Raw genomic sequence first — 23671 nt, 5'->3', positions numbered from 1 at the left:
GGCGGGCAGCGGCATGGGCCGCGGCCGGCGGCGGCGCGGGTCAGGCCCCGCAGGCCGCCAGCGCCGCGCCGATGCCGTCGGCCAGCAGGTCCGCGTGCTCGCGCTGGAAGACCAGCGGCGGCCGTATCTTGAGCACGTTGCCGGCCGCCCCGGTGGCGCTGAGAAGTATCCCCTGCCGGCGCAGGCCGTTGACCACGCGGGCGGCCAGGTCGGTGGCGGGCGCGCGGTCCGGGCCCTCGCTCCGTTCTTCGCTCAGTTCCAGCCCCACGAACAGGCCCGCGCCACGCACATCGGCGACGACCGGATGGCGCGCCGACAGCTCGCGCAGGCGCGCGCGCAGATAGTCCCCCACGACGCGCGCGTTCTCCCGCAGGCCCTCGTCCTCGATGACGTCCAGCACGGCGCCGGCGGCGGCCATGGAGACGGGGTTGCCGCCGAAGGTGTTGAAATACCGGCACTCGCGCCCGAAGGCGGCGAGCACGTCGGCGCGGGTCATCAGCCCCGCCACCGGATGGCCGTTGCCCATGGGCTTGCCCATGGTGACGAGGTCGGGCGCCACGCCATGGCGCTGATAGCCCCAGAAGGTGTCGCCGCCGCGGCCGAAGCCCGGTTGGACCTCGTCGGCGATGAACAGGCCGCCTTCCTCATGGATGGCTTGCACCGCCGGCGCCAGGAAGCCGGCCGGGTCGGCGTGGATGCCGTCGGTAGAGAATATGGTGTCGACCAGCAGCGCGGCCGGCGCCAGGCCGTGGGCGCGCAGGTCGGCGGCCGCTTCCCGCACGGATTGGGCGAAGCGCGCGCCGACCGCGGCCGCATCGCCATGGCGGGTGTCGGGCGGGGCCACCGTCCTGACGGCCGGCCCCAGCTTGATATAGCGGCCCAGCGAGGGCGAGGCTTCCGCGATGGCGGCGGTCACGCCGTGGTAGGCGTTGTCGGTCACGATCAAGCCCTGGGCCTGCGTATGCGCGCGCGCGATGCGCAGCGCCAGGTCGTTGGCCTCGCTGCCGGTGCAGGTGAACATGGCGTGGTCCATGCCCGGCGCCGTGCGCAGCAGGCGTTCGGCATAGTCCACCACGCCCTCGTGCAGATAGCGGGTGTGCGTGTTGAGCACGGCGGCCTGCCGCGCGATGGCCTGCACGACGCGGGGATGCGCGTGGCCCACGCAGGCGACATTGTTGTAGGCGTCCAGGTAGCGCTTGCCGTCGGCGTCGTGCAGCCATACGCCTTCGCCGCGCACCAGGTGCACGGGGTCGTCGTAGAACAGGCGGTAGGCGGGGCCGAGCACGCGCGCCCGGCGCGCGAGCAGGCTGGCGGTCGTGGATGGGGCGGCGGTCATTGCGGCTCCGTCAGGGGTTGGGATCGTCCCGGCAGGGCGTCGCGCAGCGCGTCGCGGACCCGCGCGGGCGGCAGCGTGGCGCAACGGGCCAGACGGGCCCAGGAAATCGCGTTGTTGCGCAGCAGGTAATCGGCGTTCGCCGGGTTGCGGGCCGCGCGCCAGCCGCTGATGGCCACCACCATGGCCAGGCGCGCGCGGATCAGCGGATAGAGGACGTCGATTTCCGCGGGCGTCAGCGGCAGCACGGCATGGTAGGCCGCCGCGAAGCCCACGATGGCGGCCAGGGCGTCGCCGCTTTCGTCGACCTGGTAGGAGGCGGCGACGGCGAGGTCGTTGACCATGGGCGCGTGCATCATGTCGCCGAAGTCCAGTATGCCGACGATCCGGTCGTGGTCCGCCTCGTCGACCAGCAGGTTGTAGAGATTGAAATCGTTGTGGATGGGCTGCCGCCGCAGGCCGGCCAGGCCGGGCTGGGCGTCGCGGACGTAGTCGCGCAGGGCGTCTCGCGCCAGCGCGCGCCGGCCGGCGTCCGGCACGTGGTCCAGCAGCTCCGCCACGGCGTCGGCGCGTTGCAGGTCCCAGGGCAGTTGCAGCTCGCGCGCCGGATGGCGCAGGCCCGCGAGGGCGAGGTCGGTGCGCGCCAGCATGGCGGCGACGGCCGCGCGCTGGCTGGCGGTGCGCGCGGTCTTCGGCATCGGCAGCCCGGGCAGGTAGCGGATCAGGCGCACCACGCGCGGCAGCCCGTCGGGCGCCGGCCTGCGCAGCGAGGCAGACCGGTCCAGGGCCGGCACGATGCGCTGCACGGGCAGGCCGGGATCGGCGCGGGCGATGTGCAGCAGCGCCTGCGTCTGGAAGTCGGAGGCGACCTCCGGCTCGGACGGATGCGAGATCTTCAGCATATAGTCCTGGCCGTCGCTCGCGCGCGCGAAGAAATTGGCGTCGCGCTCGCCGGAGAGCGGCGTCAGTTCCGCGTCCAGGCCATAGGCCTCGACGGCCAGGTCGCGCGCCCAGGAAAGCGGCACCGGGCGCGCTTGCGCGGCGAGAATGCCGATGGCGGGCGGCACTGGAAAATCGGAAGGCGGCATGGCGGGCGTCCTGGAGGGCTCAGAGGGCCTGGGTGTAGCCGCGCAAGGCGCTCGCCAGGTTGGGGCCGAGGTCTTCCGACAGGTAGCCGCCCTCCTGCACCAGCACCGTCGGCAGGTTCAGGCGCGCGATGCGGCCGAGGATGTCGGCAAAGCCCTCGGTGGAGATCGCCAGGGCCTGGTAGGGATCCTTTTCGTGGGCGTCCAGGCCCAGCGCCACCACCAGCGCGCCGGGCGCATAGGCCTGGATGTTCAGGCAGGCGTCTTCCAGTGCTTGCATATAGGCCGGCAGGCGGGTGCCGCGCGCCAGCGGATAGTTGATGTTGCAGCCCAGGCCGTCGCCTTCGCCGCGCTCGTGCGCGTGGCCGACGAAGAAGGGCGTGAAGACGCGCGGGTCGCCGTGCAGCGAGATCGTCAGCACGTCCGGACGCCGCCAGAAGATGCCCTGGGTGCCGTTGCCGTGGTGGACGTCGATGTCCAGCACCGCGACGCGCGCGTGGCGTTGGCGCAGGTATTGGGCGGCGATGGCCACGTTGTTCAGGTAGCAGAACCCATTGGCGCGGTCGGCATAGGCGTGATGCCCGGGCGGCCGGCATAGCGCGTACGCCACGCGCTCGCCCTCCATGACCAGGTGCGCGGCATGCGTGGCGGCATGGGCCGACGCCGTGGCGGCTTCCCAGGTGTGCGGGCCGATGCTGCAGGCGTTGTCGCCCATGTGGTAGCCGGCCTGGCCGACCACGCTGTCGGGGTAGGTGCAGGGCTGGCCCGGGAAGGGGTAGATGTTGGGCGTGACTTCCTCGGAGGCGTCGGGCAGTTCCCGCCAGCGCTGCCACGCGGTTTCCAGGAAGCGCAGGAACTGCGGCGTATGGATGGCCGCGCGCGGCGCGGCGCCGTAGTCGTCGGGTTCGACGACGTCGTGGCCCTGGCCGCGCGCGGCCTCCAGCAGGCGCAGGGCGCGTTCGGGCTGCTCGTTGCTGCGTTTCATGCGGCCGCGCACGATGAATTGCTGCGGGTCGTGTCCTTGGTGGCGATCGCTGTAGACAACCTTCATGGCGTTCCTGTGCGTTGGGTGGACCTGCGGGACTGGCGCACGGTTTTCTCGCCGTGCTTTTCGGCATAGAGCGCGCGCACGTGCTTGCGCGCGTCCTCCAGGTGCACGCGCATCGCGGCGACGGCGGCGCGGGCATTGCGGTTGCGGATGCAATCGACGATGGGCTGGTGGGTCTCGGCGACGAGCTGGGGATCCTGGTAGGCCAGTTCGATCAGGGCCATGATCATCAGCAGCTCGGTGCGCATATTGATGAACAGCTTGAGCAGGTAGCTGTTGCCCGAAAGTTCGCAGATCAGCGTGTGGAACTCCAGGTCGCGCATGACGCGCTGGGTCTGCGGCGCGGTGCCGGCCTCGGCCACCATGCGGCCCAGCGCGTCCTGCAGGCGCTGCATGCCGGCTTCGTCGGCCCGGTCGCACGCCAGTTCGATGGCCTGGATCTCCATGTGCAGCCGCACCTGGTAGAGATCGTCGATCTCCTTGGCGCTGATGGTGCGCACGACGAAGCCCCGGCGCGGCCGCGCCACCACGATGCCCTGGCGCTCCAACCGCCGCGCGGCCTCGCGCACCGGCGCGCGGCTGATGCCCATGCGGCGCGCCAGCTCGGCCTCGACGATGCGTCCGCCGGGCGGGATGATGCCGGCGGCGATGGCGTGGATGAGTTGCGCCTCCACCTCGTCGACCAGGTGCGTCGACGAAATGGCCGTGAAGTCCCATGCCGCCGCCGGGGCGTCCGTTTGCATGGTTGCGATTGCGGTCATGATCAATAGCCCTTTCCTGGTGTGACCGCGACGTCGCCCGCCCGGCCTTGCAACACTGCTTCCAGATTATCGCGGGTCTGGCGCGCGATCGCCGTGGCCGACGTGCGCGTGGCGATGTGCGGCGTCACCCGCACGCGCGGGTGGCGCCAGAAGCGGTGATCGGGGGGCAAGGGCTCTTGGATGAAGGTGTCCAGCGTGGCGTAGCCCAGCGCGCCGTCGTCCAGCGCCCGCAGCAGGTCGTCTTCCACCACGTGGGCGCCGCGGCCCACGTTGACGAAATGCGCGCCGCGCGGCAACCGCGCGAACAGGCGCGCGTCGAACATGCCGAAGGTCTCGGGCGTGGCGGGCAGCAGGCACACGAGCGTATCGCATCCCGCCAGGAAGTCCCCGCGTTGGGCGTCGCCGTGGAATAGCGCGATGTCCGCGGGCAGGCCGGTCTTCGGCCCGCGGCTCCAGCCGCGCACGGCATAGCCGATGGCGCGCAGGGCCAGGGCGCAGCGCGCGCCCAGTTCGCCCATGCCGGCGATGCCGACGCGATGGTCGCGCGGCGAGACGATGGGCTGTTCTTCCCAGCGGCCGGCCGCGGCGCTGTCCGCATAGTCCTGCATGTGGCGCTGGCGATGCGTGACGGCCCAGCAGACGTAGGCGGCCATGCCCGCGCCCATGTCGTCGTCGACGATGCGGCACAAGGGGACGTCCGGCAGGTCGGGATCGCTGGCGATGTGGTCGATGCCGGCGCCGATGGACTGGATCAGCCTGAGATTGGGCAGGGCGGCCAGTTCGCCGTGGCGCGGCGCCCAGCATACCGCCGCGACGATGCTTTCGCGGTCGCCGGGGCCGGGATCCAGCACCAGCTCGGCCTGCGGGTAGACCTCGGCGAACGCCGGGACCAGATACGCCATGTCGATCTTGCTGCTCAACAGGGCGATGCGGGGGCGCGCCGCGGCGGCGCCGGGAGAGGAGGGCAGGGTGCTGCTCATGCGATATGGCGTTGCGTCTGTTCATCGCGCGCCAGCTTGGGCACGGCGTCGATGAGCTTGCGGGTGTAGGGATGGCGGGGATCGCCGAGGACCTGGGCCGTCTTGCCGTACTCGACGATTTCCCCGCGCTGCATGACGGCGATCTCGTCGCACATTTCGCCGGCCACGCGCAGGTCGTGGGTGATGAAGACCATGGACAGCCGGAAGCGTTCGCGGACCTGTGCGAACAGGTCCAGGACCTGGGCCTGCACCGATACGTCCAGCGCCGACACGGGTTCGTCGGCCACCAGCAATTCCGGTTCCATGGCCAGGGCACGGGCGATGCCGATGCGCTGGCGCTGGCCGCCCGAGAACTCGTGCGGATAGCGGTCCGCCGCGTCCGCTCCCAGGCCGACCAGGCCCAGCAGTTCGATGGCGCGGGCCCAGGCCTGCGCCTTGGACAGCCCCTGGGCGATGGGGCCCGATGCGATGGCCGCGCCGACGCGATGGCGCGGGTTCAGCGAGGCATAGGGATCCTGGAAGACCATCTGTATCTTGCCGCGCGACAGCTCGCGGAAGCGCCGGCCGGAGAGCAGGTGCTGGCCCTTGAAGAAGATGCGGCCGCCGTCGTAGGGCAGCAGCCCGGCGATGCAGCGGCCCAGCGTGGACTTGCCGGAGCCGGATTCGCCCACCACGCCCAGCGTCTGGCCGCGCCGCAGGACGAGATTGACGTCCTTGGCGGCCTGGACCTTGCGGCCGTGATGGAACAGGCCGCCGCCGGTCGTGTAGGTCTTCTGCAGATCCTGGATCTGCAGCACGTGCAGCGGATCGGGCTCGGCCCCGGATTCCCGCATGGCGCCGCGCGGAATGGCGGCGATCAGTTTGCGGGTGTATTCATGGCCGGGCTGCGTCAGCACCCGCGCGGCGGGGCCGGCTTCCACCAGGTTGCCGCTTTGCATGACGACGACGTCGTCGGCGATTTCCGAGACCACGCCGAAGTCGTGGGTGATGAACAGCACCGCCGTCCCGCGGCGCCGCTGCAATTCCCGCATCAGCACCAGGATCTGCGCCTGGGTGGTCACGTCCAGCGCCGTGGTCGGTTCGTCGGCGATCAGCAGCGCGGGCTCCAGCAGCAGGGCGCAGGCGATCATGACGCGCTGGCGCTGGCCGCCGGACAGGCGGAAGGGATAGCTGTCGATCAGGGCCGCCGGCTCCGGCAGGCCGACGTCGGCCAGGGCGTCCAGGATGCGCCGGCGTTTCTCCGCGGCCGGCAGCTTCACGTGCGCGTCCAGCAATTCGCCCAGTTGCACGCCGATGCGCATGACCGGGTTCAGGGCGGACATCGGTTCCTGGAACACCATGCCGATGCGCCGGCCGCGCAGCTCGCGCAACTGGCTTTCGGTCAGGCCCAGCAGGTCCTGGCCGTCGAAGCGGATTTCGCCGGCCACCGGCTCCACGTTGGGGCGCGGCAGCAGGCCCATCACCGCGTTGGCGATCATGGACTTGCCGGAGCCCGATTCCCCGACCACGCACAGGGTCTGGCCCGGCATCAGGGTGAAGGACACGTCGCGCACCGCCAGTTCGCGGTCGCCGCCCGCGGGCAGGCGGATGCTGAGATTCCTGACTTCCAGCACCGGCTTGGCGGGCGCCCCCGTTGCCGTTATCGTCGTCGAATTGCCGGCGTTCATCGGTTCCTCCCGTCCAGCCGCGCGTTCAGGCCGTCGTTCAGGCCTTCGCCGACCAGGTTCAGGGCGAGCACCGTCAACAGCACCGCCATGCCGGGAAAGACCGCCATCCACCAGGCCTGCTGCATGACGGTGCGCGCCGCGCCCACCATATAGCCCCAGCTCATCTCGTTGGGGTCGCCCAGCCCCATGAAGCTCAGGCTGGATTCGAGCAGGATGGCGGTGGCCACCATCAGCGAGGCCATGACCACGATGGGCGAGGTGGCGTTGGGCAGGATCTGGGTAAGGATGATGCGCGGCGTGGACTCGCCGGCCAGTTGCGCGGCCGAGACGAAGTCGCGCTGGCGCAGCGTCAGGAACTCGCCGCGCACCAGCCGCGCCACCGGCGGCCAGGAGACCACCGCGATGGCGATGATGATGGACTTCACCGAGGGCTGGAAGATGGCGACCAGCACGATGGCCAGGGCGAAGTTCGGAACGCACTGGAACAGTTCGGTGAAGCGCATCAGCGTGGCGTCGACCCAGCGGCCGAAGTAGCCCGCGATGGCGCCGATGGTCACGCCGATCAGCAGCGACACCACGGTCGACACCACGCCGATCAGCAGCGAGATGCGGGCGCCGTAGATCACGCCGGACAGGATGTCGCGGCCCAGCGTGTCCGTGCCCATCACCACGCCCGGGGCCGAGCCCGGCGCCATGAAGGGCATCTGCACCATGTCCCAGGGATTGTCCGGCGCCAGCAGCGGGCCGAACAGCGCCAGCCCGGCGGCCAGGACCAGGACCACCATGCCTGCCATGGCGCCCTTGTTGCGGCGGAAGCGCCGCCAGAATCCGTTGTTCGAGCCCTTGCTCATCTTGCCTTCCCCTTGCGTGCGGGTCCGGTCCGCGCGGCGGCGGACCCGCGTTCAATTCAGTTGGATGCGCGGATCGACGATGGTGTAGACCAGGTCGGTCAGCAGGTTGAACAGCACGGCCATGGCGGCGGCCACCAGGAAGCAGCCCAGCAGCAGGTTGTAGTCGCGCTGCAGCAGCGCGTCGAACATCAGCCGGCCGATGCCGGGCCACGCGAATACGGTTTCGGTCAGCACGGCGCCGCCTATCATGCCGCCGGCCTGCATGCCGGCCAGCGTGACCACCGGCAGCAGCGCATTGCGCAGGATGTGCGCGCGCTGGATGCGCCCCGGCCGCAGGCCCTTGGCGCGCGCGGTCTTCACGAAGTCCATCTGCGCCACCTCCAGCATGGAGGCGCGGGTCATGCGGGCATAGACCGCCATGTAGAACAGGGCCAGCGTCACGACGGGCAGGATGAGGTGCGTGGCGATGTCCGCCGCCAGCGCCAGGCCGTGCAGGTCGGCGCCGACCGTGACGTAGCCGAAGCCGGGCAGCACGCCCAGCTTCACGGTGAACAGCAGCACCGCCATCATCGCCAGCCAGTACAGCGGCGTCGCGTAGAAGACCAGCGAGACCACGGTGATGGCGCTGTCCAGCCAGGTGCCGGCGCGGCGGCTGGCCAGGGCGCCGGCGGCCACGCCCAGCAGCAGCGCCAGCACGAAGGCGCTGCCGGTGAGCAGCAGCGTCGCGGGCAGGCGTTCCATGATGAGATGGAAGACCGACTGCTGCTGGCGGTAGGAATAGCCCAGGTCCAGGTGCAGGATGTGGTCCAGGTACTTGAACAACTGGGTCGCCAGCGGCTGGTCCAGGCCGAACTGCGTGCGCAACTGGGCGATGAATTGCGGATCGGACGCGCCTGCCTCGCCGGCCATGACGGACACGGGATCGCCGGGCGCGGCCCGTATGAGCAGGAAGTTGACGATGGCGATGACCAGCAGGGCGATGAAGCCCTGGGCCAGGCGCGTAATCATGAATTGCAGGCGTTTCATTGGAAAACTGCTCCTTCGTACCGATGCGCCCGACAAATAATGCCGGGCGCAAGCCTCGGTGCCCATCCAGGGCGTAGCGGATCCGGCTCCGCCGGTCCGCCAACGCCGCCCCCTTGAGGGGGCCCGCGAAGCGGGTTGGGGGTGGGTCTATCAGCCGAGGCTGGCGCGGCCCAGGCTGTCGTTCAGGCCGATGGCGGAACTGATCAGGTTGTTGACCTTGGTGCGGTACAGCGTCGGGAAATTGATCTCGTGCAGCCACGCCACGGGGACTTCCTCCAGCAGCAGTTGCTGCACCTGGAGGTCGAGGGCGGCGCGCTTCTGGGGATCGACCTCGTGGGCGGCGGCCTCGAACAACTGGTCGACCTTGGGATTGCTGTAGCCCGCCACGTTGTTGAAGGGCGAACCCTTGGCGATATTGGCGGTGGTGTAGTTGCGCGAGACGCCGAGGGCGGGATCGCCGTACTGGTAGACGTAGGTGAACGCGAGGTCGTAGTCCCATTCGTTCATGCGCTGGTTCCAGCCCGCGACGTCGGTGGACGTCATCTCGACCTTGACGCCGATGGCCGCCAGGTTCTGGCGCGTGATCTCCGCCAGGCGCTGCCAGGTCTCGCCGTAGGGCAGGGGCAGCAGGCGCAGGGTTTCGCCCTTGTAGGCGGTCTGGGCCAGCAACTGCTTGGCCTTGGCCGGATCGCAGGGATACTTGCGCACGTTGTCGCTGTAGTCCTTGATGTGGCTGTTGAAGGGACCGGTGGCCACCTTGGCGTAGCCCTGCCAGGCGATCTTGGCCATCAGCTCGCGATTCAGCGCGTACATCACCGCCTGGCGGAACTTGACGTCGTTCATGGGCGCCGTGCGGTTGTTCAGCCACAGCCACGAGTGCGGGGCGAAGAATTCCCAGCCCTTGGTGGTGACGGCCGCGCCGGGCAGCTTGGACAGCCGCGTCACGTCGAAGAATTCCACCGCGCCGCCGGGCACCACGTCGACCTTTCCCGACTCGAAGGCCGCGGCGCGCGAGGCGGCGTCCGGGATGACGTGGAAATAGAGCTCGTCGACGACGGGCACGTCCTTGAGGTAGTAGGCCTCGTTGCGCACCAGGTGGATGTAGGAACCCTTGGCCCATTCCTTGAACTTGAAGGGGCCCGTGCCGACCGGCGTGTTGTTGGCCGGATTGCTCAGGAAGTTCGTTCCCTCGTAGAGATGCTTGGGCACCATGGGCATGGTGCCCGTCTCGAAGAGGCCCAGGAACGGGCCGAACGGTTGCTTGAGCTTGAACTGCACGGTCAGCGGGTCCAGCGCCGCGATGGACTGGACCGATTCCAGGTCGGCGCGCAGGCGGGCGCTGGTCTTGCGCAGGAAGACGTCGGCGGAGAACACCACGTCGTCGGCGGTGAACGGCTTGCCGTCGTGCCACGTCACGCTGGAGCGGAGCTTGAAGGTGTAGGTCAGGCCGTCGTCGCTGCGGGTCCAGGACTCGGCCAGTTGCGGCTGGGGCGTCAGCTTCTCGTCGTAGCGCAGCAGGCCTTCGTAGATATTGCCGGCGACCAGTTGGGTGGGGCCGTTCTGGGTGATCCCTATCATCAGCCCGGGCGGCTCCGGCTGCACGATGACGTTGATGGCGCCGCCTTTCTTGCCCTGCGCCAGCACGGACAGCGGGACGCCCGCGATGGAAAGGCCCAGGCCTGCGGCGCCCAGCTTCATTAGTTCACGACGGTTCATGACTTGGCGATCCTCGGTTGGATGAGCGGAGGGAGGGAAAGGGCGGGCAAAGCCGTCCCCGGCATGCAGGCGGGCGCGTGCATGCGGCGGAGCGCGGTCGAGGCGACAGGCTCCGGGGACGGGCGATGCCGCCGGTCAGTCCCGGTAGGAAGCGCTGGACGGGGGTTCCAGCCGTTGCAGCAGCGCGCGCCACTCGCGCGCGTTGGGGTCGGCGCTGCCGGCCAGGCGGTTGGAGTCGCCGCTCGCGTACTGGCGGGCCGTGAGTTCGCAGATCTCTTCGGGCACGGGATGGATGGGCTGGCCGCTGGCCTGGATCGCCATCTGCACGCGGCAGGCGCGCTCCAGGTTCAGGTGCAGGATGAACGCCTCGGCGACGGTGCGTCCGACGGTAAGCAGGCCGTGGTTGCGCAGGATCATGGCGCGCGCGGTGGGGCCCAGGTCGCGGACCAGGCGGTCGCGCTCCTCGTGGTTCAGCGCGATGCCTTCGTAGTCGTGGTAGACGACGCGATTGTGGAATTGCAGCGCCCACTGGTTGCACGGCTGCAGGCCGCCCGCCAGGGAGGCCACGGCGACGCCGGCCACGGTATGCGTGTGCAGGACACAGGCCGCGTCGTGGCGCGCCATGTGCACGGCGCTGTGGATGGTGAAGCCGGCCGGGTTCACGTCGTATTCGCTGTCCTCGACGATGCGGCCTTCCAGGTCGATCTTCACCAGCGAGGACGCGGTGATGTCGCGGAACAGCATGCCGAAGGGATTGATCAGGAACTGATCGTTCGTGCCGGGGACGCGGGCCGAGATATGGGTATAGATGCTGTCATCCATGCCATACAGCGCCACCAGGCGGTAGGCCGCCGCCAGATCCTGCCGCACTTGCCATTCGGCCTCGTTGCCGCTTGCCCGGGAGGACTTGGCCATTTGCACCGCTGACATATCAACCCCTTGATTCGTATGGAAAATAATGGATATTTCCGGGGCGACAGAGGGTTTCCGAGGAAAAGCGCAAATCTGTCACCTGTCGACAGATTGCCGCTAACGGCGAGGCGGGTGAACAGGGAAAAACCCTAGCCCGGGGCAAAAAAATTATGGAGTTTTCGAGGCGGCACCATGGTGGCGCGGCATGCACCGATCGGGGCGGCGGTTTTCCCGATATCGTGCGGTTCGGAGCCGATCCGAGCCGATCTGGAGCCCGAGCCGATGCCGATTCGAACGCGATCCGGCGCGCGTCCTTGTCATCGAACGAGGACAAATTCGCCGGGAATGGCCCTATGACGAATTATGGGGGCCGGGGTGATGTAGCATACTCGCCATCATGCCCCTAAACGTACCGATCATTCTGACCTGGCTGCGCATCGCCATGATTCCCCTGGTGGTGGGCCTGTTCTATCTTCCCGGCAGTTGGCTTGACGAAGGCAGCCGCGACTTGCTTGCGGCGGCGGCCTTCATCGTGGCCGCGCTTACCGACTGGTTCGACGGATGGCTGGCGCGCCGCTGGAACCAGACTTCCGCCTTCGGCGCCTTCCTCGACCCCGTCGCGGACAAGTTGATGGTATGCGCCGCGCTCATCGTCCTGCTGGACCTGAGCCGCGTCGACGCCTTCATCTCGCTGATCATCATCGGGCGGGAGATCACCATCTCGGCGCTGCGCGAATGGATGGCCAAGATCGGCGCCAGCGCCAGCGTGGCGGTGCACCGGCTGGGCAAGTTCAAGACGGCGGCCCAGATGATCGCCATTCCCTGCCTGCTCTACAACCAGCCCATCCACGGCATCAGCCTGCGCGTGCTGGGCGACATCCTGATCCTCATCGCCGCCATCCTGACGGTGTGGTCCATGCTGTACTACCTGCAGCGCGCGTGGCCCGCCATCCGGGAAAAGAGCAAGTAGGGCCGGCGGCCGGGCGGCCGGGCGGGCGGATGGCCGAAGCCGGCGCACGGCGGGCTCAGGCGCGGAAATAGGCGCGGATCTCCTCGTTCGAGGCGCCTCGCGCCAGCGCCAGGCACAGCAGCCATCGCGCCTTGGCCGCGGTATGGACGCCGGCGCCGATTCCCTCGGGTTTTTCGGCCACGATGCCGTTGTTCGTGCGCGTCGCCCTGACGACAGGAAAACCCCGCGCGTCCAGTTCCCGGATGCGCTTCTTCGTGGCGGTGCCGACCGAACCATGTCCCGAGGCGTTGATGACGATGCCCCGCGCGCCATTCGCGATGGCCGCGTCGATAAGCGCGTCGTCCTGGTCCTGGTGGGCATAGAGGATGGCGACCTTGGGCAGGGACTCGATGGCGCGGACATCGAAGCAGGGTTTCCCGACCGGCGTGGCGGGGGTGTACCAGAACCGCGGGCGGGCGTTGACGAAGCCGCCCAGGTAGCCTTGTTCCTCGGCGCGAAAGGTATCCACGGCCGTGCTGTGGGTCTTGTTGGCATAGAAGGCCGAGGCGATCCGGTCGTTGAGCGCGAGCAGCGTCCCCCGGCCCACGGCATCCCCGGAAGCCGCCAGGGACACCGCCTTGAGCAGATTCCCCGGTCCGTCGGCGCTGATGGCCGATGCGGGGCGCATCGCCCCGACGAACACCACGGGCTTGGGACTCTTCACCGTGATGTCGACAAAAAAGGCCGACTCGGCGAGCGTGTCCGTCCCATGGGTCACCACGACGCCGTGGACCTCGGGATCCTCGAGCCTGGCGGCGATGGCCTTGGCCAGCCGCAGGAGCACCTCGCCGCCCACGTCCGAACTGGGAACGTTGGCGATCTGCTCGCCGGTCACCTCCGCTATCCGCGCGATTTCCGGCACGGCGGCAATCAGGTCCCGGACGCCGATCGAACCGATCTTGTAATCGGTGGTGTTCGTGCGGCTGTCCGCGCTTCCGGCGATGGTGCCGCCTACCGCGAACACGCAGACATGGGGAAGCGGCTGCTTCGTCCCGGGGGATTCGGTGCTCATCGGGAAATTCATCCTTTCTCCAAATTGTGCCGGGACCGCGCCGTCAGACCCCGGCGCGGCGGTCCCTCATGCCCGGTCGCCCGGGTCGTCCCATGGCTGGTCCCGCTTGTGCTCGATATGGTCGATGGTCATTTCCAGGAACCGCTTCGCGCTATTGGGCATCTCGCGGCCTTCCATCGTGATGATCTGCAGATGCCGTTGATGGAGTTGAGGGTCGCTGATCAGGAGCGCGACCAGGCCGCATTGCCGCAGGACGGACGTGGCGGTCAGCTCGCCAAAGAAGACGACCACGTCCTCCCGCTCCAGGCAGAAATTCTGCAGCGACGTGACGTTATTGCTGACGAACACGGTCGTCAACGCGACGTTCGCCTGCATGCAGCACAGGTCGACGATGGTCCGGATGGTGGTGCCCTGGCTCATCTGCCCGACCGGGTAGGACTCGATGTCCTTCAGCGAGATCGACGCTTTCCTGGCGAGCGGGTGATCCTCCTTGACCAGCGCCAGCACCCGCATGCGCCGCGAATACTGGAGATTGACGTCGACGGCGGGCCGCAGGCTGTAGTAGAGGCCGATGTCGTCCTCGCCGTCCTGTATCCTGCGGTGGATTTCCGTGGCGCGTGCGAGCGTCAGATGGAAAGTCACGTCCGGCTCTGTTTTCTGGAAGCGAGCCATCAAGCGCGGCAGCAGCTCCATGCCGAACGCCTGGTTGGCGGAAATGCGGATGTGGCGCTTGCCGACCCGGCGCAGGTCGGAAATGTCCATCCTGGCATGTTCGGCCTCCAGTTGGCCGCGCCGCGCGCTGGTCGCCAGGATCTCGCCCGCCTCGGTCAGCACCATTCCGCGTCCGTGCCGCTCGAACAGCAGCGTCTTGTACTCGTCCTCGAGCTTGCGGATCATCCTGCTGACCGCGGACGGCGCGACGTGCAGGCGCGATGCCGCGCCGGTCAGGGAGCCGGAGTCCACAACCTCGAGAAAATAGCGGAAAGCCGTGTTCAGCATCGAAAGGACGGGCGCAGCGGACCTGAACGGAGACAGCAGTATACGGGCGGCGGCGGGCGGCCCTCGGCCCGCATGGCCGCGCCCGCCGCTGCGCCGCACGTTCTACAGCACGTTCTACAGCACCTTGCAGTCGAAGACCGGGTTGCCGTAGGGATAGTAGTCGGCAAGTTTCAGATGCTGGTAGTCCAGGGCTTCCAGCCGCACCGTTCCCATGAAAGGCTCGTCGGGTTCGACGATCAGGATGGTGGGCGAATAGCCGCTGTCGTCGAAACCGCGGCGGAAATGGACGCGCGACTTGACGGCGACGACGTCGAAGTCCTCCGGCCGCAGGCCCAGGTCCCACAGGTCTTGCGGCTCCTGGATCTGTACGAGATAGGGACTCAATATCAGGATGTTGCCTTCGCCGAAGGAAACGAGATACCAGTCCTGCGCCCGGAAACGCCCGGCCGTGGCCTTGGCGACGCTGTGTATCTTGCCTTTTACGCGGATGGCGGGCCCGGCCGATTCATCGATGAGTCCGCCCACTTCCATGTCGAAATCGTCGCCCGCCTTGGCGCCTGCCTGTTCCAGGGCCTTTATCGTCCGGGGAGAAGCGACGGTGGCGATGAGCGCGCGTTTCAGGTCCTGGGCAAGGACTTCGCGCAGAAGCCAGGTCGCGTAGCCGGACCGGTCGCTGCAGTCGGCCAGCGTTACCGGCGACTTGCCCGCGGCGACGGCTTCGGCGGCCAGCCGCACGCCGGTCGGCATGTCATGGATCCTGGTCGTGTTCAGCAGGGCTTCGCGCTTGCGCCAGGCCCAGTTGGCCATATCCTCGGCAACGGACCTGGCCAGGTCGGGCTTGCCGTTGGTCAGCACCTGGATCGTCATGCCGGCGTCCGGCACGTCCGCCCACGGGAATCCGAAGAACACGTTGACGAACACATCGGGCTCGCGGGCTTCCCAGGTGAGCGCGCGCTGGACCAGGTCCGACCAGGGGGAGGCGCCGGTCCACATCAGCACGGTGGGCGCGATGATGGGCACGCGGATGACGGCGTGCGTGGGCACGAAGTCCTTGCGGATGGCGCGGACCAGCATGCGCGCGGCGCGTTCGCCTTGCAGGTGCATGTCGTAGTGCGGGAAGTACTTGACGCAAAAACCCATATCGGCGCTCTGGAGGAACTGCTCGTCCTCATTGCCGTGGGGGTCGAACGTAGCGCTGATGAAAGCGGCTTCGCCGATGACGGCGCGGACCCGCCGCGCCAGTTCCGCCTCGGGCCGGGGTACGCCGCGCACGGCGCTGGCGCCGTGCAGCGCCAGGAATGCGCCGTCGAAGGGCCCCTGTTCCGCCAGTTCCTCGACCATGATGCGGGTGAAGTGTTCGAAGGCTTCCCGGGTTATCCAGCCCGAGCCGGTGCCGGTCTTGGGGAATAGCGGCGAGGTAATGCCCACCAGTTCGACGTCGGCATACTCGCGGGCCACTTGGACGAATCCGCCCATGTAGCCCTTGGGGTCCGTCCGCAACAGGGCCTCGCCGCTTGCCGGCGACCCGGCGTAGACGAAGTCGTCGAGCGTGGTGTCGTTGGGCAGAAACGTGACGGTTTCATGGGTGAATTGCAGGACTGCGATGCGCATGTTCTTTGCTCCAGCGGTAGTCGCCGCGGTCTCGCGGCGGATTCGATCGGTCAGGCGTGACGCAGGGTGTAGAACAGCGGCATCAGCGGCTCGAAGTCTTTCCACTGGGACCGGAGCGCCGAAACCTGGTAGGTGGCGCCCAGCGGGATATAAGGAACATCGATAAAGACCTGCTCCTGGATTTCCGCGCAGATTTTCTTCTGCGTCTCCAGGTCCGGGGCCTTGAACCACTGATCGCGCAGTTCTTCCAGGCGCGCGCTCTGGGGCCAGCCGAACCACGCGTTCTTGCCGTTGCCCCGCAATGCCAGATGACCGGCGGGGTCCAGGTTGTTCATGCCGCTCAGGCCGGTGAAGGCCACGCTCCAGCCGCCTTCCTCGGGCGAGGCCTGGCTGTTGCGGCGTTGAACCGCCGTGCCCCAGTCGACGGACTGGACGTCCACGTTCAAGCCCAGTTTCTTGAACAGGTCCGCGGTGACCAGGGCCGATGCGTGATGCGACGGGAAGTCGACGGGGTCCAGCAGGACGACGCGCTCGTTGTTGTAGCCGGCCTTACCGATCGCGGCTTTCGCCGCGGCGATGTCGCGCTTGCCGGTGAGTTTTTCCATGCCCGCCTTGCTGTCCATGGGGCAGCCGGGAACGAATACCCCGCAGTGGTCGTTCCAGTATTCCGGGAAGGAGGAGCCGTTCGCCGCCGTCATGTACTCCGTCTGGTTGACCACGGAGAGAATGGCGCGCCGGATCTCGACGTTGTTGAACGGGGGGTATAGATGGTTGAAGCGCAGGATGTTGATGCCCGGAAGGCCGATCTTGACCAACTGCACGTCGGGCATCTCCTTCAGCATGCCCAGGAAATCGTTGTTGACCCGTTCGACGCCATCGATTTCGCCGGCCTGCAGCGCCGCGATCGCCGTGGCGCTGTCGGGAATGATGTTCCATTCGACGCCCGGTATGTGGGCGATCTTGGGACCGGCGCCGAAGCTTGGCGCCATCGTGTCCTTGCGCGGAACATAGCCCTCGAAGCGCTCGTACACCACCTTGGAGCCGGAAATCCATTTGTCGGCCAGGAAACGGAAGGGGCCGCTGCCGACCATTTCCTTGATGGCCTGATTCGACGGAAGCCTGGCCAGACGTTCCGGCATGATGGCGGCCATATTGGTCGTCTGGCGGCCCAGCGCGTGCAGGATCAGCGGGAAGGGCTCGGACAGCGTGATGCGCAGCGTGCGATCGTCGATCGTTTCAATGGACTTGGTGGCCTTCATCAACGTCCGGCCCATCAGGTCCCTGTCGCCCCAGCGCTTGATGCTCGCCACCACGTCGGCGGCGCGCACGGGCGAGCCGTCGTGGAACTTGAGGCCGTCGCGCAGCGTTATCGTCCAGACCAGCTTGTCGTCGCTGACGGTGTGGCCTTCGGCCATCTGCGGATGGGGCTGGAACTTTTCGTCCAGGCCGTACAGGGTGTCGAAGACGAGTTGCGCATGGTTTTGCGTGATCTGCGCCGTCGTGAAGATGGGATCGAGCAACGTGAGGTCGGCTTGCGGCACCCAGCGGAAGTTCCTGGGCTTGGGCTGGGCGAATGCCGAAACCGGCAGCGTCTGCGCGACAGCCAGGGCAAGCGGTGTCAGGAGGAAGCTTCTACGATTCATGGCGATGTTCCTTGTGTTGTTGGGAGACCGGGCCGCTATGCGCCGATCGCATGCCGCGCGACGAAATGGCCGGGGCCGACGTTCGCCAGCGGCGCGACGACGGGTTGGTAGCCGATGGGCCGGACGGGACTCGGGATTTCGCTGACTTCCAGGGTTCTCCCCCGGCGCTGCGTGGGGTCGGCAATAGGCACCGCCTGCATGAGCTTGCGGGTGTACGGGTGCTGCGGGTTCTCGAAAATGCGCTGCCGGGGGCCGATCTCGACGATCTGGCCCAGGTACATCACCGCCACGCGGTGGCTGATGCGCTCGACCACGGCCATGTCGTGGGAAATGAACAGATAGGCCATGCCGAATTCGCGCTGGAGGTCGATCAGCAGGTTCACGATCTGGGCCTGGATCGAGACGTCCAGCGCCGACACGGACTCGTCGGCGATGACCACCTTGGGATTCACGGCCAGGGCGCGCGCGATGCAGATGCGCTGTCTCTGGCCGCCGGAAAACTCATGCGGCCAGCGGCCGGCCATGGCGCTGCTCAGGCCGACCCGCTCCAACAGCGCGGCGACGCGCCTGTCGGCTTCGCGGCCTTGCGCCAGTCCGTGTATGAGCATGGGTTCCTTGATGCTCTCGCCGATGCGCATGCGGGGGTTCAGGGAGGCGAACGGATCCTGGAAGATGAATTGCATGTTCCGGCGCAGATGCGCCAGCGACGCCGGATCGCCGCCGTCTATGCGGCGGCCGTCGAATTCGACCGTCCCCGACAACGGTTTCGCCAGGCGCATCAGCGAGCGGCCGGTGGTCGTCTTGCCGCAGCCGGATTCGCCGACGAGCGCCAGCGTTTCGCCCGCCTTCAGTTCGAAGCTGAGGTGTTCGACGGCGTGGACGCGCTTGCGCACGCGCGCCAGGAATCCGCTGCGGAGATCGAAGCGGGTCACCAGGTCTTTGACGCGCAGGATGGTCTGTCCTTCACCCTGGGAGGACGGCTGCGCCGCCGGCCCGGCGGCGCCGGCGGTCTCTTGCTCTCCGAGGAGATTGAAGCGAGCCGGCGCCGACGTGCCCCGCATGTCGCCCAGGCGCGGAACCGCGGCCAGGAGAGCGCGGGTATAGGGATGGGCGGGTTGCGCGAAGAGCGGCTCGACCTCGTTTTCCTCGACGACTTCGCCATGGCGCATCACCATGACGCGATCGGCCACTTCGGCCACGACGCCCATGTCATGGGTAATGAAGATGACCCCCATGTCCATTTCCTCCTGCAGCGCGCGAATCAATTGCAGGATCTGCGCCTGGATGGTGACGTCCAGCGCCGTCGTGGGCTCGTCGGCGATGAGCAGCGATGGCTTGCACGACAGCGCCATCGCGATCATCACGCGCTGGCGCATGCCGCCCGACAATTCATGGGGATATCGCTGCAGGATGCCGCGGGCGTCCGGGATGCGCACCTGGTCCAGAATGCGGCGGGCGCCTTCCAGCGCGGTGCGGGAATCGCATTTCTGGTGCAGGCGTATGGCTTCGGTGATTTGCTGGCCGACGGTGAGCACCGGATTCAGCGACGTCATCGGTTCCTGGAAGATCATCGCGATCTCGCCGCCGCGGATCGTCCGCATTTCCACTTCGGAGAGCTTGAGCAGATCGACGTAGCCATGTTCGCGTTGGAACCGGATGCTGCCGGACGTGATCCTTCCACCGCCGAACTCGACCAGCCGCATCGTGGCCAGGGAGGTCACGGATTTGCCGGATCCGGACTCGCCGACGATGGCGAGCGTTTCTCCCCGATTGACCCGCAGGTCGAGCCCGCGGACCGCGTGGACCGGTTTCTGCCCGGGGCCGAAGTCGACGGAGAGATCCTGGATCTGGAGGACGGGTTCGTCCGGGGCTTGGGACATGGGCGTATTCATTCGCCGGACCTCCGGTTCATGCGCGGGTCGATCGCGTCCCGCAGGCCGTCGCCCAGCATGTTGATGGCCAGGATGGTGATCGACAGGAAGACCGCGGGAAACGCGATCAGATAAGGCTTGACCTGCCACAGGGTGCGGCCCTCGGCCATGATGTTGCCCCATGAGGGAACGGACGGCGGGACGCCGGCCCCGATGAACGACAGGCTCGCTTCGGCCAGGATGGCGACGCCGCAGATATAGGTGGCCTGGACCGTGAGCGCCGCGATGGTGTTGGGAAAAATGTGCTTGCACACGATGCGCAAGGTGCCGGCGCCGGACGATGCCGCCGCTTCCACGTAGGGCTGTTCGCGCAGGGTCAGCACCAGCCCCCGGATCAGTCGCACCACCCGGGGAATCTCGGCCACGGTGATGGCCAGGATGACGTTCTTCATGGAGGGACGGGTGACCGAGATCAGCGCGATGGCCAGCAGGATCGTGGGAATCGACATGAAGCCGTCCATGATGCGCATCGCCACGGCGTCCAGCCAGCGCACGAAACCCGCGGCCAGGCCTATCGCCACGCCGATGACGGTCGACAGAAGGGCGACCGAGAAGCCGACGATGAGCGACACCCGGGCGCCGTAGATCACCCGGGAATAGACGTCGCGTCCGAGCAGGTCCGTGCCGAACCAGAATTCGGCGCCGGGATTGCGGGTGCGGTGTATGGGCGACAGGGCGGTCGGATCGATGGTGCCCAGCCAGGGCGCGAAGACCGCCAGGAAGACGATGACGGCGAGAAGTATCAGGCCCGCCAGTATGGTGGGTTGCCTCCTGCAGAGGCCGAAGAGGCTTTTCATCAGAACTTGATCCTGGGGTCGAAAGCGCGATAGAGGAGGTCGACGAGCAGGTTGACGATGACGTAGAGGAAGCTTAAGAGAAGGACGGTGCCCTGGATGACGGGATAGTCGCGCCGCAGGATGGCGTCCACGACGAGCCGGCCCAGCCCGGGAATGGAAAAGACGGTTTCGGTGACCACCGTTCCGCTGATCAGCAGCGCCACGCCGATGCCCACCACGGTCACGATGGGGACGGCGGCGTTCTTCAACGCATGGCGAAACAGCAAGGTCCGGTTGTCCACGCCCTTGGCGCGCGCGGTATGGATGTAATCCTGCGAAAGCGTCTCCAGCATCGTGGCGCGCGTGATCCGGGTGATGAGCGCGACGTAGACGCTGCCCAGGGCGAACGCGGGCAGGACCAGCGTATGCAGCGAGGCCCAGACGCCCGAGGAGAAGGGCACGTAGCCCTGCACGGGAAACCAGCGCAGTTGCAGGCCGAAGACCCAGGCCAGCAGATAGCCGACCACGAAGGCGGGAACGGAGAAAATGAAGACCGCGAAGACCATGATTCCCCGGTCTTGCCAGCGGTTGTGCTTCCAGGCGGCCAGCGTGCCCATGGGAATGGCGAGCGCGACCGATATGAGCAGCGTCATGGCCATCAGCGTGAACGTCGGCGCGATGCGCTGCGCGATCATGTCCGACACCCGCAGGCCGGTGTAGAGCGAGGTGCCGAGATCGCCGTGGACGGCGGCATGGATCCAGTCGGCGAATCGATGCAGGAAAGAGTGATTCAGCCCCAGCGTTTCCCGGATTTTCTCGATGGCCTCGGGGGTGGCGTCTTCGCCGGCGAGCAGGGCGGCGGGATCGCCCGGAGCGAGGTCAAGCAGGCCGAACACGAATAGTGCGACGAACAGCATGACCGGTAGCGTCATCAATAGACGCCTACAGGTGTAAGCAAGCATTTTCCCCTCGTCGGAGGTAGGAGTTCCAGGCGCGGCGAGACGCCTGCTCTCCATGTTGTGGGAGGGCGAAAGGGCTTGCTTGCCCTTGCGCGGCGATGCGCCGCGCGGCCGGGTGTCGTATCAGCCGTCGCCCCTCATGTGGTGGAAATTCTAGGGACGACGCTGCGAGACAACAATTAGAGTTTGATCAATCAGCCGTTGCCTTAATTAGAAGGCAGCGCATTGCGCGGAGGCGTTTCGCGCCGCGCGGAAGCATTCCTCCTGGGAAGTCCGCGGCATGGCGTTGCCGGGCGAGCGTGCGTCACACGGCATGAGGGAAGGGCGTGGAAGCCCTGAACGTAGGGGAAAATCCTAGTTCGAGATTGCCACATCGCGGCGTTCGAGCGGTGCGGACGGCGCCGCTTGCCGGCGCGGCGCGGCGACGACAGCGGTGGCCGCTGCCGCGACTGCCGCTGCCACTACGCTCGCTATGGGTCCCGCTATTGCCGCGCGGTGCGGACATCCACCGGCGTGGGCATGTCACGGGTCGCGCGCCAGGGATTGATGTCCAGTCCTCCGCGCCGCGTGTAGCGCGCGTAGACCGATAGCCGCTCCGGGCGGCAGGTCCGCAGGATGTCCGTGAACATGCGTTCGACGCAGTGTTCGTGGAAATCGGCGTGCTGGCGGAAGGACACGATGTAGGCCAGCAGGCCGGCGCGGTCCAGGCGCGGTCCGCGGTAGCGCACCTGCACGCTGCCCCAGTCCGGCTGCCCCGTTACCGGGCAATTCGATTTCAGCAGCCGGGACATCAGCGTTTCTTCGACGACGCCGGCCTCGCCGGCGGTGCGCAGCAGTTGCGGCGCCGGCGTATACGTGTCGATCTCCACGTCCAGGTCGTCCAGGCAGACGCCATCCAGTTCGGCGATCCGTTGCGCGTCGAACTGGTCCGGCGCGATCAGGCGCACGCCGACGTCGCCGCCGGCCGCCGCGCTCAGGTCCCGGCGCATGCGGGCGGCCACCGCGTCCGCATCCGTCATCCTTTCCTGGTTATAGGAATTCAGGTAGAGCTTGAAGGACTTGGACTCGATGATGCGCGGCGTCGTGGCGGGCACGCCGAAGCTCGCCAGCGCCACCCGCGGCTTGCCGCGCGGATCCAGCCAGGACACCTCATAGGCATTCCAGATGTCCACGCCGGCCTCGAAGGGCAGGCTGTCCGCCGTAATGCCCAGCGCGGCGCGGTTGGGCGCGCGGTCGATGGGAAACAGCAGCGTGGGATCGTAGCGGTCGGGGTAGGCGACCTCGTGGCCCAAGGGCGCGTCTTGCAAAGTCATGGCGATACGGGAAAACGAGTCAGGCCGCAATTTTAGGCCGCGGCGGCGGCCGGCGCTTCACCAGACCGTCTCCACGTGGGGATACGTCTGGATTTTCGTGTCGGCCGTGGCGAGCGCCGCGCGATGGGCGCGCGCCGTCGCCACGATGATGCGGTCCGCCGGATCCTTGTGGAAGTCGCCGGGCAGCTCGGCGGAGGCCGCGGCGATGCGCGCGTCGACGGGAAGGAAGCGCACGGCGGGTATGTGCGCCACCGTGTCGAGCCAGGCGCCGGCGGACATGGTCAGCGCCAGGCGGCCGCTCCTGGCGAGCATGGCGACCTCCCAGGCGGAGATGGCGGAAACGAGGATCTCGCCGTGCGCGCCCTTGCCCTGTTCCGCCTCGATGCGTTCCCGCGCGCCATGGCCCAGGGCGCGGTCCCCGGCGATCCACCAGACCAGCGTGTGCGTGTCCAGGAGAATCACCGCGCGGCCTCCCAATCGTCTTCGCCGACCGGCGCGAACGGGTCGTCGTAGCGCAGCACGGACGAGCGCAGCAGGTCGAGCGCGTTCTCCTGGGCAGGCTGGTACGGGCGAATTTCCAGCGTGGGATGCCCGTGGTCCGTGATGACCACGGCTTCGCCGCTGGCTTCCACCTGCCTGAAGATTTCCAGCGCGTGCGCCTTGAAATGGGTCTTCGAAATATACCGGTGCGACACGGTCAGCTCCATGACTCGCCCCCTTTTGACAATGAACGGTTGAGGCGAAAAATGACTATTTATTCTAGTCATTTTAAGCCCTTGGATTAGCTCAGTCACCGTCCTGGACCCAACGTTCCCGGGATCGTGCTTTTTCGAGCCATGGGACACGCCTGTTTTTTCACATTGCGAAACGCTGAGCGGCCCGGATGAAAAATCGTTCCGCGCCGCCGCATGGCCGCGTTTCAAGGCGCCTGTTTTCGTTTCTCAATCCGAAATGGCGTCTGTAATTTATTGATTTTATTGAGTTAAAAATTTCGTCTTGCATAGGGCAGAGGGTGATTTTGCCGCGCAGCAAAAACCTA

21 protein-coding genes are annotated in these 23671 nt (G+C 67.3%); 1 reads left to right on the top strand and 20 read right to left on the bottom strand.

Annotation, left to right across the window (positions count from 1 at the left end):
• Positions 1 to 40: 40 nt before the first annotated feature.
• From CAL29_RS19825 to CAL29_RS19780, 10 genes are all read right to left on the bottom strand, one after another.
• Complete coding sequence (locus CAL29_RS19825; RefSeq protein WP_094854756.1) at positions 41 to 1336, bottom strand: aspartate aminotransferase family protein; 1296 nt, start codon at positions 1334 to 1336, stop codon at positions 41 to 43.
• The gene (locus CAL29_RS19820; protein ID WP_094854755.1) at positions 1333 to 2421 is read right to left on the bottom strand and encodes a phosphotransferase; all 1089 of its coding nucleotides are present in this window, start codon (positions 2419 to 2421) and stop codon (positions 1333 to 1335) included. Before CAL29_RS19820 ends, CAL29_RS19825 begins: the two co-directional genes overlap by 4 nt.
• Positions 2422 to 2440: 19 nt before the next feature.
• Positions 2441 to 3469 (bottom strand): histone deacetylase family protein, encoded by a 1029-nt coding sequence (locus CAL29_RS19815; protein WP_094854754.1) that lies wholly within the window; start codon positions 3467 to 3469, stop codon positions 2441 to 2443.
• Positions 3466 to 4227 (bottom strand): GntR family transcriptional regulator, encoded by a 762-nt coding sequence (locus CAL29_RS19810; RefSeq protein ID WP_094856765.1) that lies wholly within the window; start codon positions 4225 to 4227, stop codon positions 3466 to 3468. The genes CAL29_RS19815 and CAL29_RS19810 overlap by 4 nt, the downstream gene beginning before the upstream one ends.
• A gap of 2 nt (positions 4228 to 4229) precedes the next feature.
• Positions 4230 to 5207 (bottom strand): 2-hydroxyacid dehydrogenase, encoded by a 978-nt coding sequence (locus CAL29_RS19805; RefSeq protein WP_094854753.1) that lies wholly within the window; start codon positions 5205 to 5207, stop codon positions 4230 to 4232.
• A complete protein-coding gene (locus CAL29_RS19800) occupies positions 5204 to 6874 on the bottom strand; it encodes an ABC transporter ATP-binding protein (protein ID WP_094854752.1) in 1671 nt (556 codons plus the stop codon). The genes CAL29_RS19805 and CAL29_RS19800 overlap by 4 nt, the downstream gene beginning before the upstream one ends.
• On the bottom strand, positions 6871 to 7725 hold the full coding sequence (locus tag CAL29_RS19795; RefSeq protein ID WP_094854751.1) for an ABC transporter permease: 855 nt from the start codon (positions 7723 to 7725) through the stop codon (positions 6871 to 6873). Before CAL29_RS19795 ends, CAL29_RS19800 begins: the two co-directional genes overlap by 4 nt.
• Before the next feature lie 51 nt (positions 7726 to 7776).
• Positions 7777 to 8751: an ABC transporter permease gene (locus CAL29_RS19790; RefSeq protein WP_094854750.1), complete on the bottom strand. Its 975-nt coding sequence runs from the start codon at positions 8749 to 8751 to the stop codon at positions 7777 to 7779.
• 150 nt (positions 8752 to 8901) lie between these two features.
• Positions 8902 to 10467, bottom strand: coding sequence for an ABC transporter substrate-binding protein (locus CAL29_RS19785; protein WP_094854749.1), 1566 nt, complete (start codon positions 10465 to 10467; stop codon positions 8902 to 8904).
• 135 nt (positions 10468 to 10602) lie between these two features.
• Positions 10603 to 11382: a class II aldolase/adducin family protein gene (locus CAL29_RS19780; RefSeq protein WP_179284113.1), complete on the bottom strand. Its 780-nt coding sequence runs from the start codon at positions 11380 to 11382 to the stop codon at positions 10603 to 10605.
• Between the two features lie 394 nt (positions 11383 to 11776).
• Here CAL29_RS19780 and pgsA point away from each other — a divergent pair, with 394 nt between their 5' ends.
• Positions 11777 to 12349 carry a CDP-diacylglycerol--glycerol-3-phosphate 3-phosphatidyltransferase gene (pgsA, locus tag CAL29_RS19775; RefSeq protein ID WP_094854747.1) on the top strand — a complete coding sequence of 191 codons (573 nt, stop codon included), beginning with the start codon at positions 11777 to 11779 and terminating at the stop codon, positions 12347 to 12349.
• Between the two features lie 55 nt (positions 12350 to 12404).
• Here the strand turns inward: pgsA and CAL29_RS19770 are convergent, their stop codons facing one another.
• The 10 genes from CAL29_RS19770 to CAL29_RS19725 all read right to left on the bottom strand — a co-directional run bounded on the left by CAL29_RS19770 (position 12405) and on the right by CAL29_RS19725 (position 23339).
• A complete protein-coding gene (locus CAL29_RS19770) occupies positions 12405 to 13400 on the bottom strand; it encodes an asparaginase (protein WP_179284112.1) in 996 nt (331 codons plus the stop codon).
• A gap of 66 nt (positions 13401 to 13466) precedes the next feature.
• Positions 13467 to 14399, bottom strand: coding sequence for a LysR family transcriptional regulator (locus CAL29_RS19765; RefSeq protein WP_094854745.1), 933 nt, complete (start codon positions 14397 to 14399; stop codon positions 13467 to 13469).
• A gap of 114 nt (positions 14400 to 14513) precedes the next feature.
• Entirely contained in the window at positions 14514 to 16010 is a 1497-nt protein-coding gene (locus CAL29_RS19760; RefSeq protein ID WP_094854744.1) for a M81 family metallopeptidase, read from the bottom strand.
• Positions 16011 to 16060: 50 nt separating this feature from the next.
• On the bottom strand, positions 16061 to 17653 hold the full coding sequence (locus tag CAL29_RS19755) for an ABC transporter substrate-binding protein (RefSeq protein WP_094854743.1): 1593 nt from the start codon (positions 17651 to 17653) through the stop codon (positions 16061 to 16063).
• Between the two features lie 35 nt (positions 17654 to 17688).
• Positions 17689 to 19545, bottom strand: a complete 1857-nt coding sequence (locus CAL29_RS19750; RefSeq protein ID WP_094854742.1) for a dipeptide ABC transporter ATP-binding protein — start codon at positions 19543 to 19545, stop codon at positions 17689 to 17691.
• The gene (locus tag CAL29_RS19745) at positions 19542 to 20381 is read right to left on the bottom strand and encodes an ABC transporter permease (RefSeq protein WP_094854741.1); all 840 of its coding nucleotides are present in this window, start codon (positions 20379 to 20381) and stop codon (positions 19542 to 19544) included. Before CAL29_RS19745 ends, CAL29_RS19750 begins: the two co-directional genes overlap by 4 nt.
• Positions 20381 to 21322 carry an ABC transporter permease gene (locus CAL29_RS19740; RefSeq protein ID WP_094854740.1) on the bottom strand — a complete coding sequence of 314 codons (942 nt, stop codon included), beginning with the start codon at positions 21320 to 21322 and terminating at the stop codon, positions 20381 to 20383. The genes CAL29_RS19745 and CAL29_RS19740 overlap by 1 nt, the downstream gene beginning before the upstream one ends.
• A gap of 479 nt (positions 21323 to 21801) precedes the next feature.
• Positions 21802 to 22632, bottom strand: a complete 831-nt coding sequence (gene queF, locus CAL29_RS19735; protein WP_094854739.1) for an NADPH-dependent 7-cyano-7-deazaguanine reductase QueF — start codon at positions 22630 to 22632, stop codon at positions 21802 to 21804.
• A 57-nt stretch (positions 22633 to 22689) separates the two neighbouring features.
• Complete coding sequence (locus CAL29_RS19730) at positions 22690 to 23094, bottom strand: type II toxin-antitoxin system VapC family toxin (protein ID WP_094856764.1); 405 nt, start codon at positions 23092 to 23094, stop codon at positions 22690 to 22692.
• Complete coding sequence (locus tag CAL29_RS19725) at positions 23091 to 23339, bottom strand: type II toxin-antitoxin system Phd/YefM family antitoxin (RefSeq protein ID WP_094854738.1); 249 nt, start codon at positions 23337 to 23339, stop codon at positions 23091 to 23093. The genes CAL29_RS19730 and CAL29_RS19725 overlap by 4 nt, the downstream gene beginning before the upstream one ends.
• Positions 23340 to 23671 lie beyond the last annotated feature (332 nt).

The sequence above is a fragment of the Bordetella genomosp. 10 genome (genome assembly GCF_002261225.1).
In the GTDB taxonomy this organism is placed as follows: Bacteria; Pseudomonadota; Gammaproteobacteria; order Burkholderiales; family Burkholderiaceae_B; genus Bordetella_C.
This window is presented reverse-complemented; position numbering and strand designations above follow the sequence as displayed.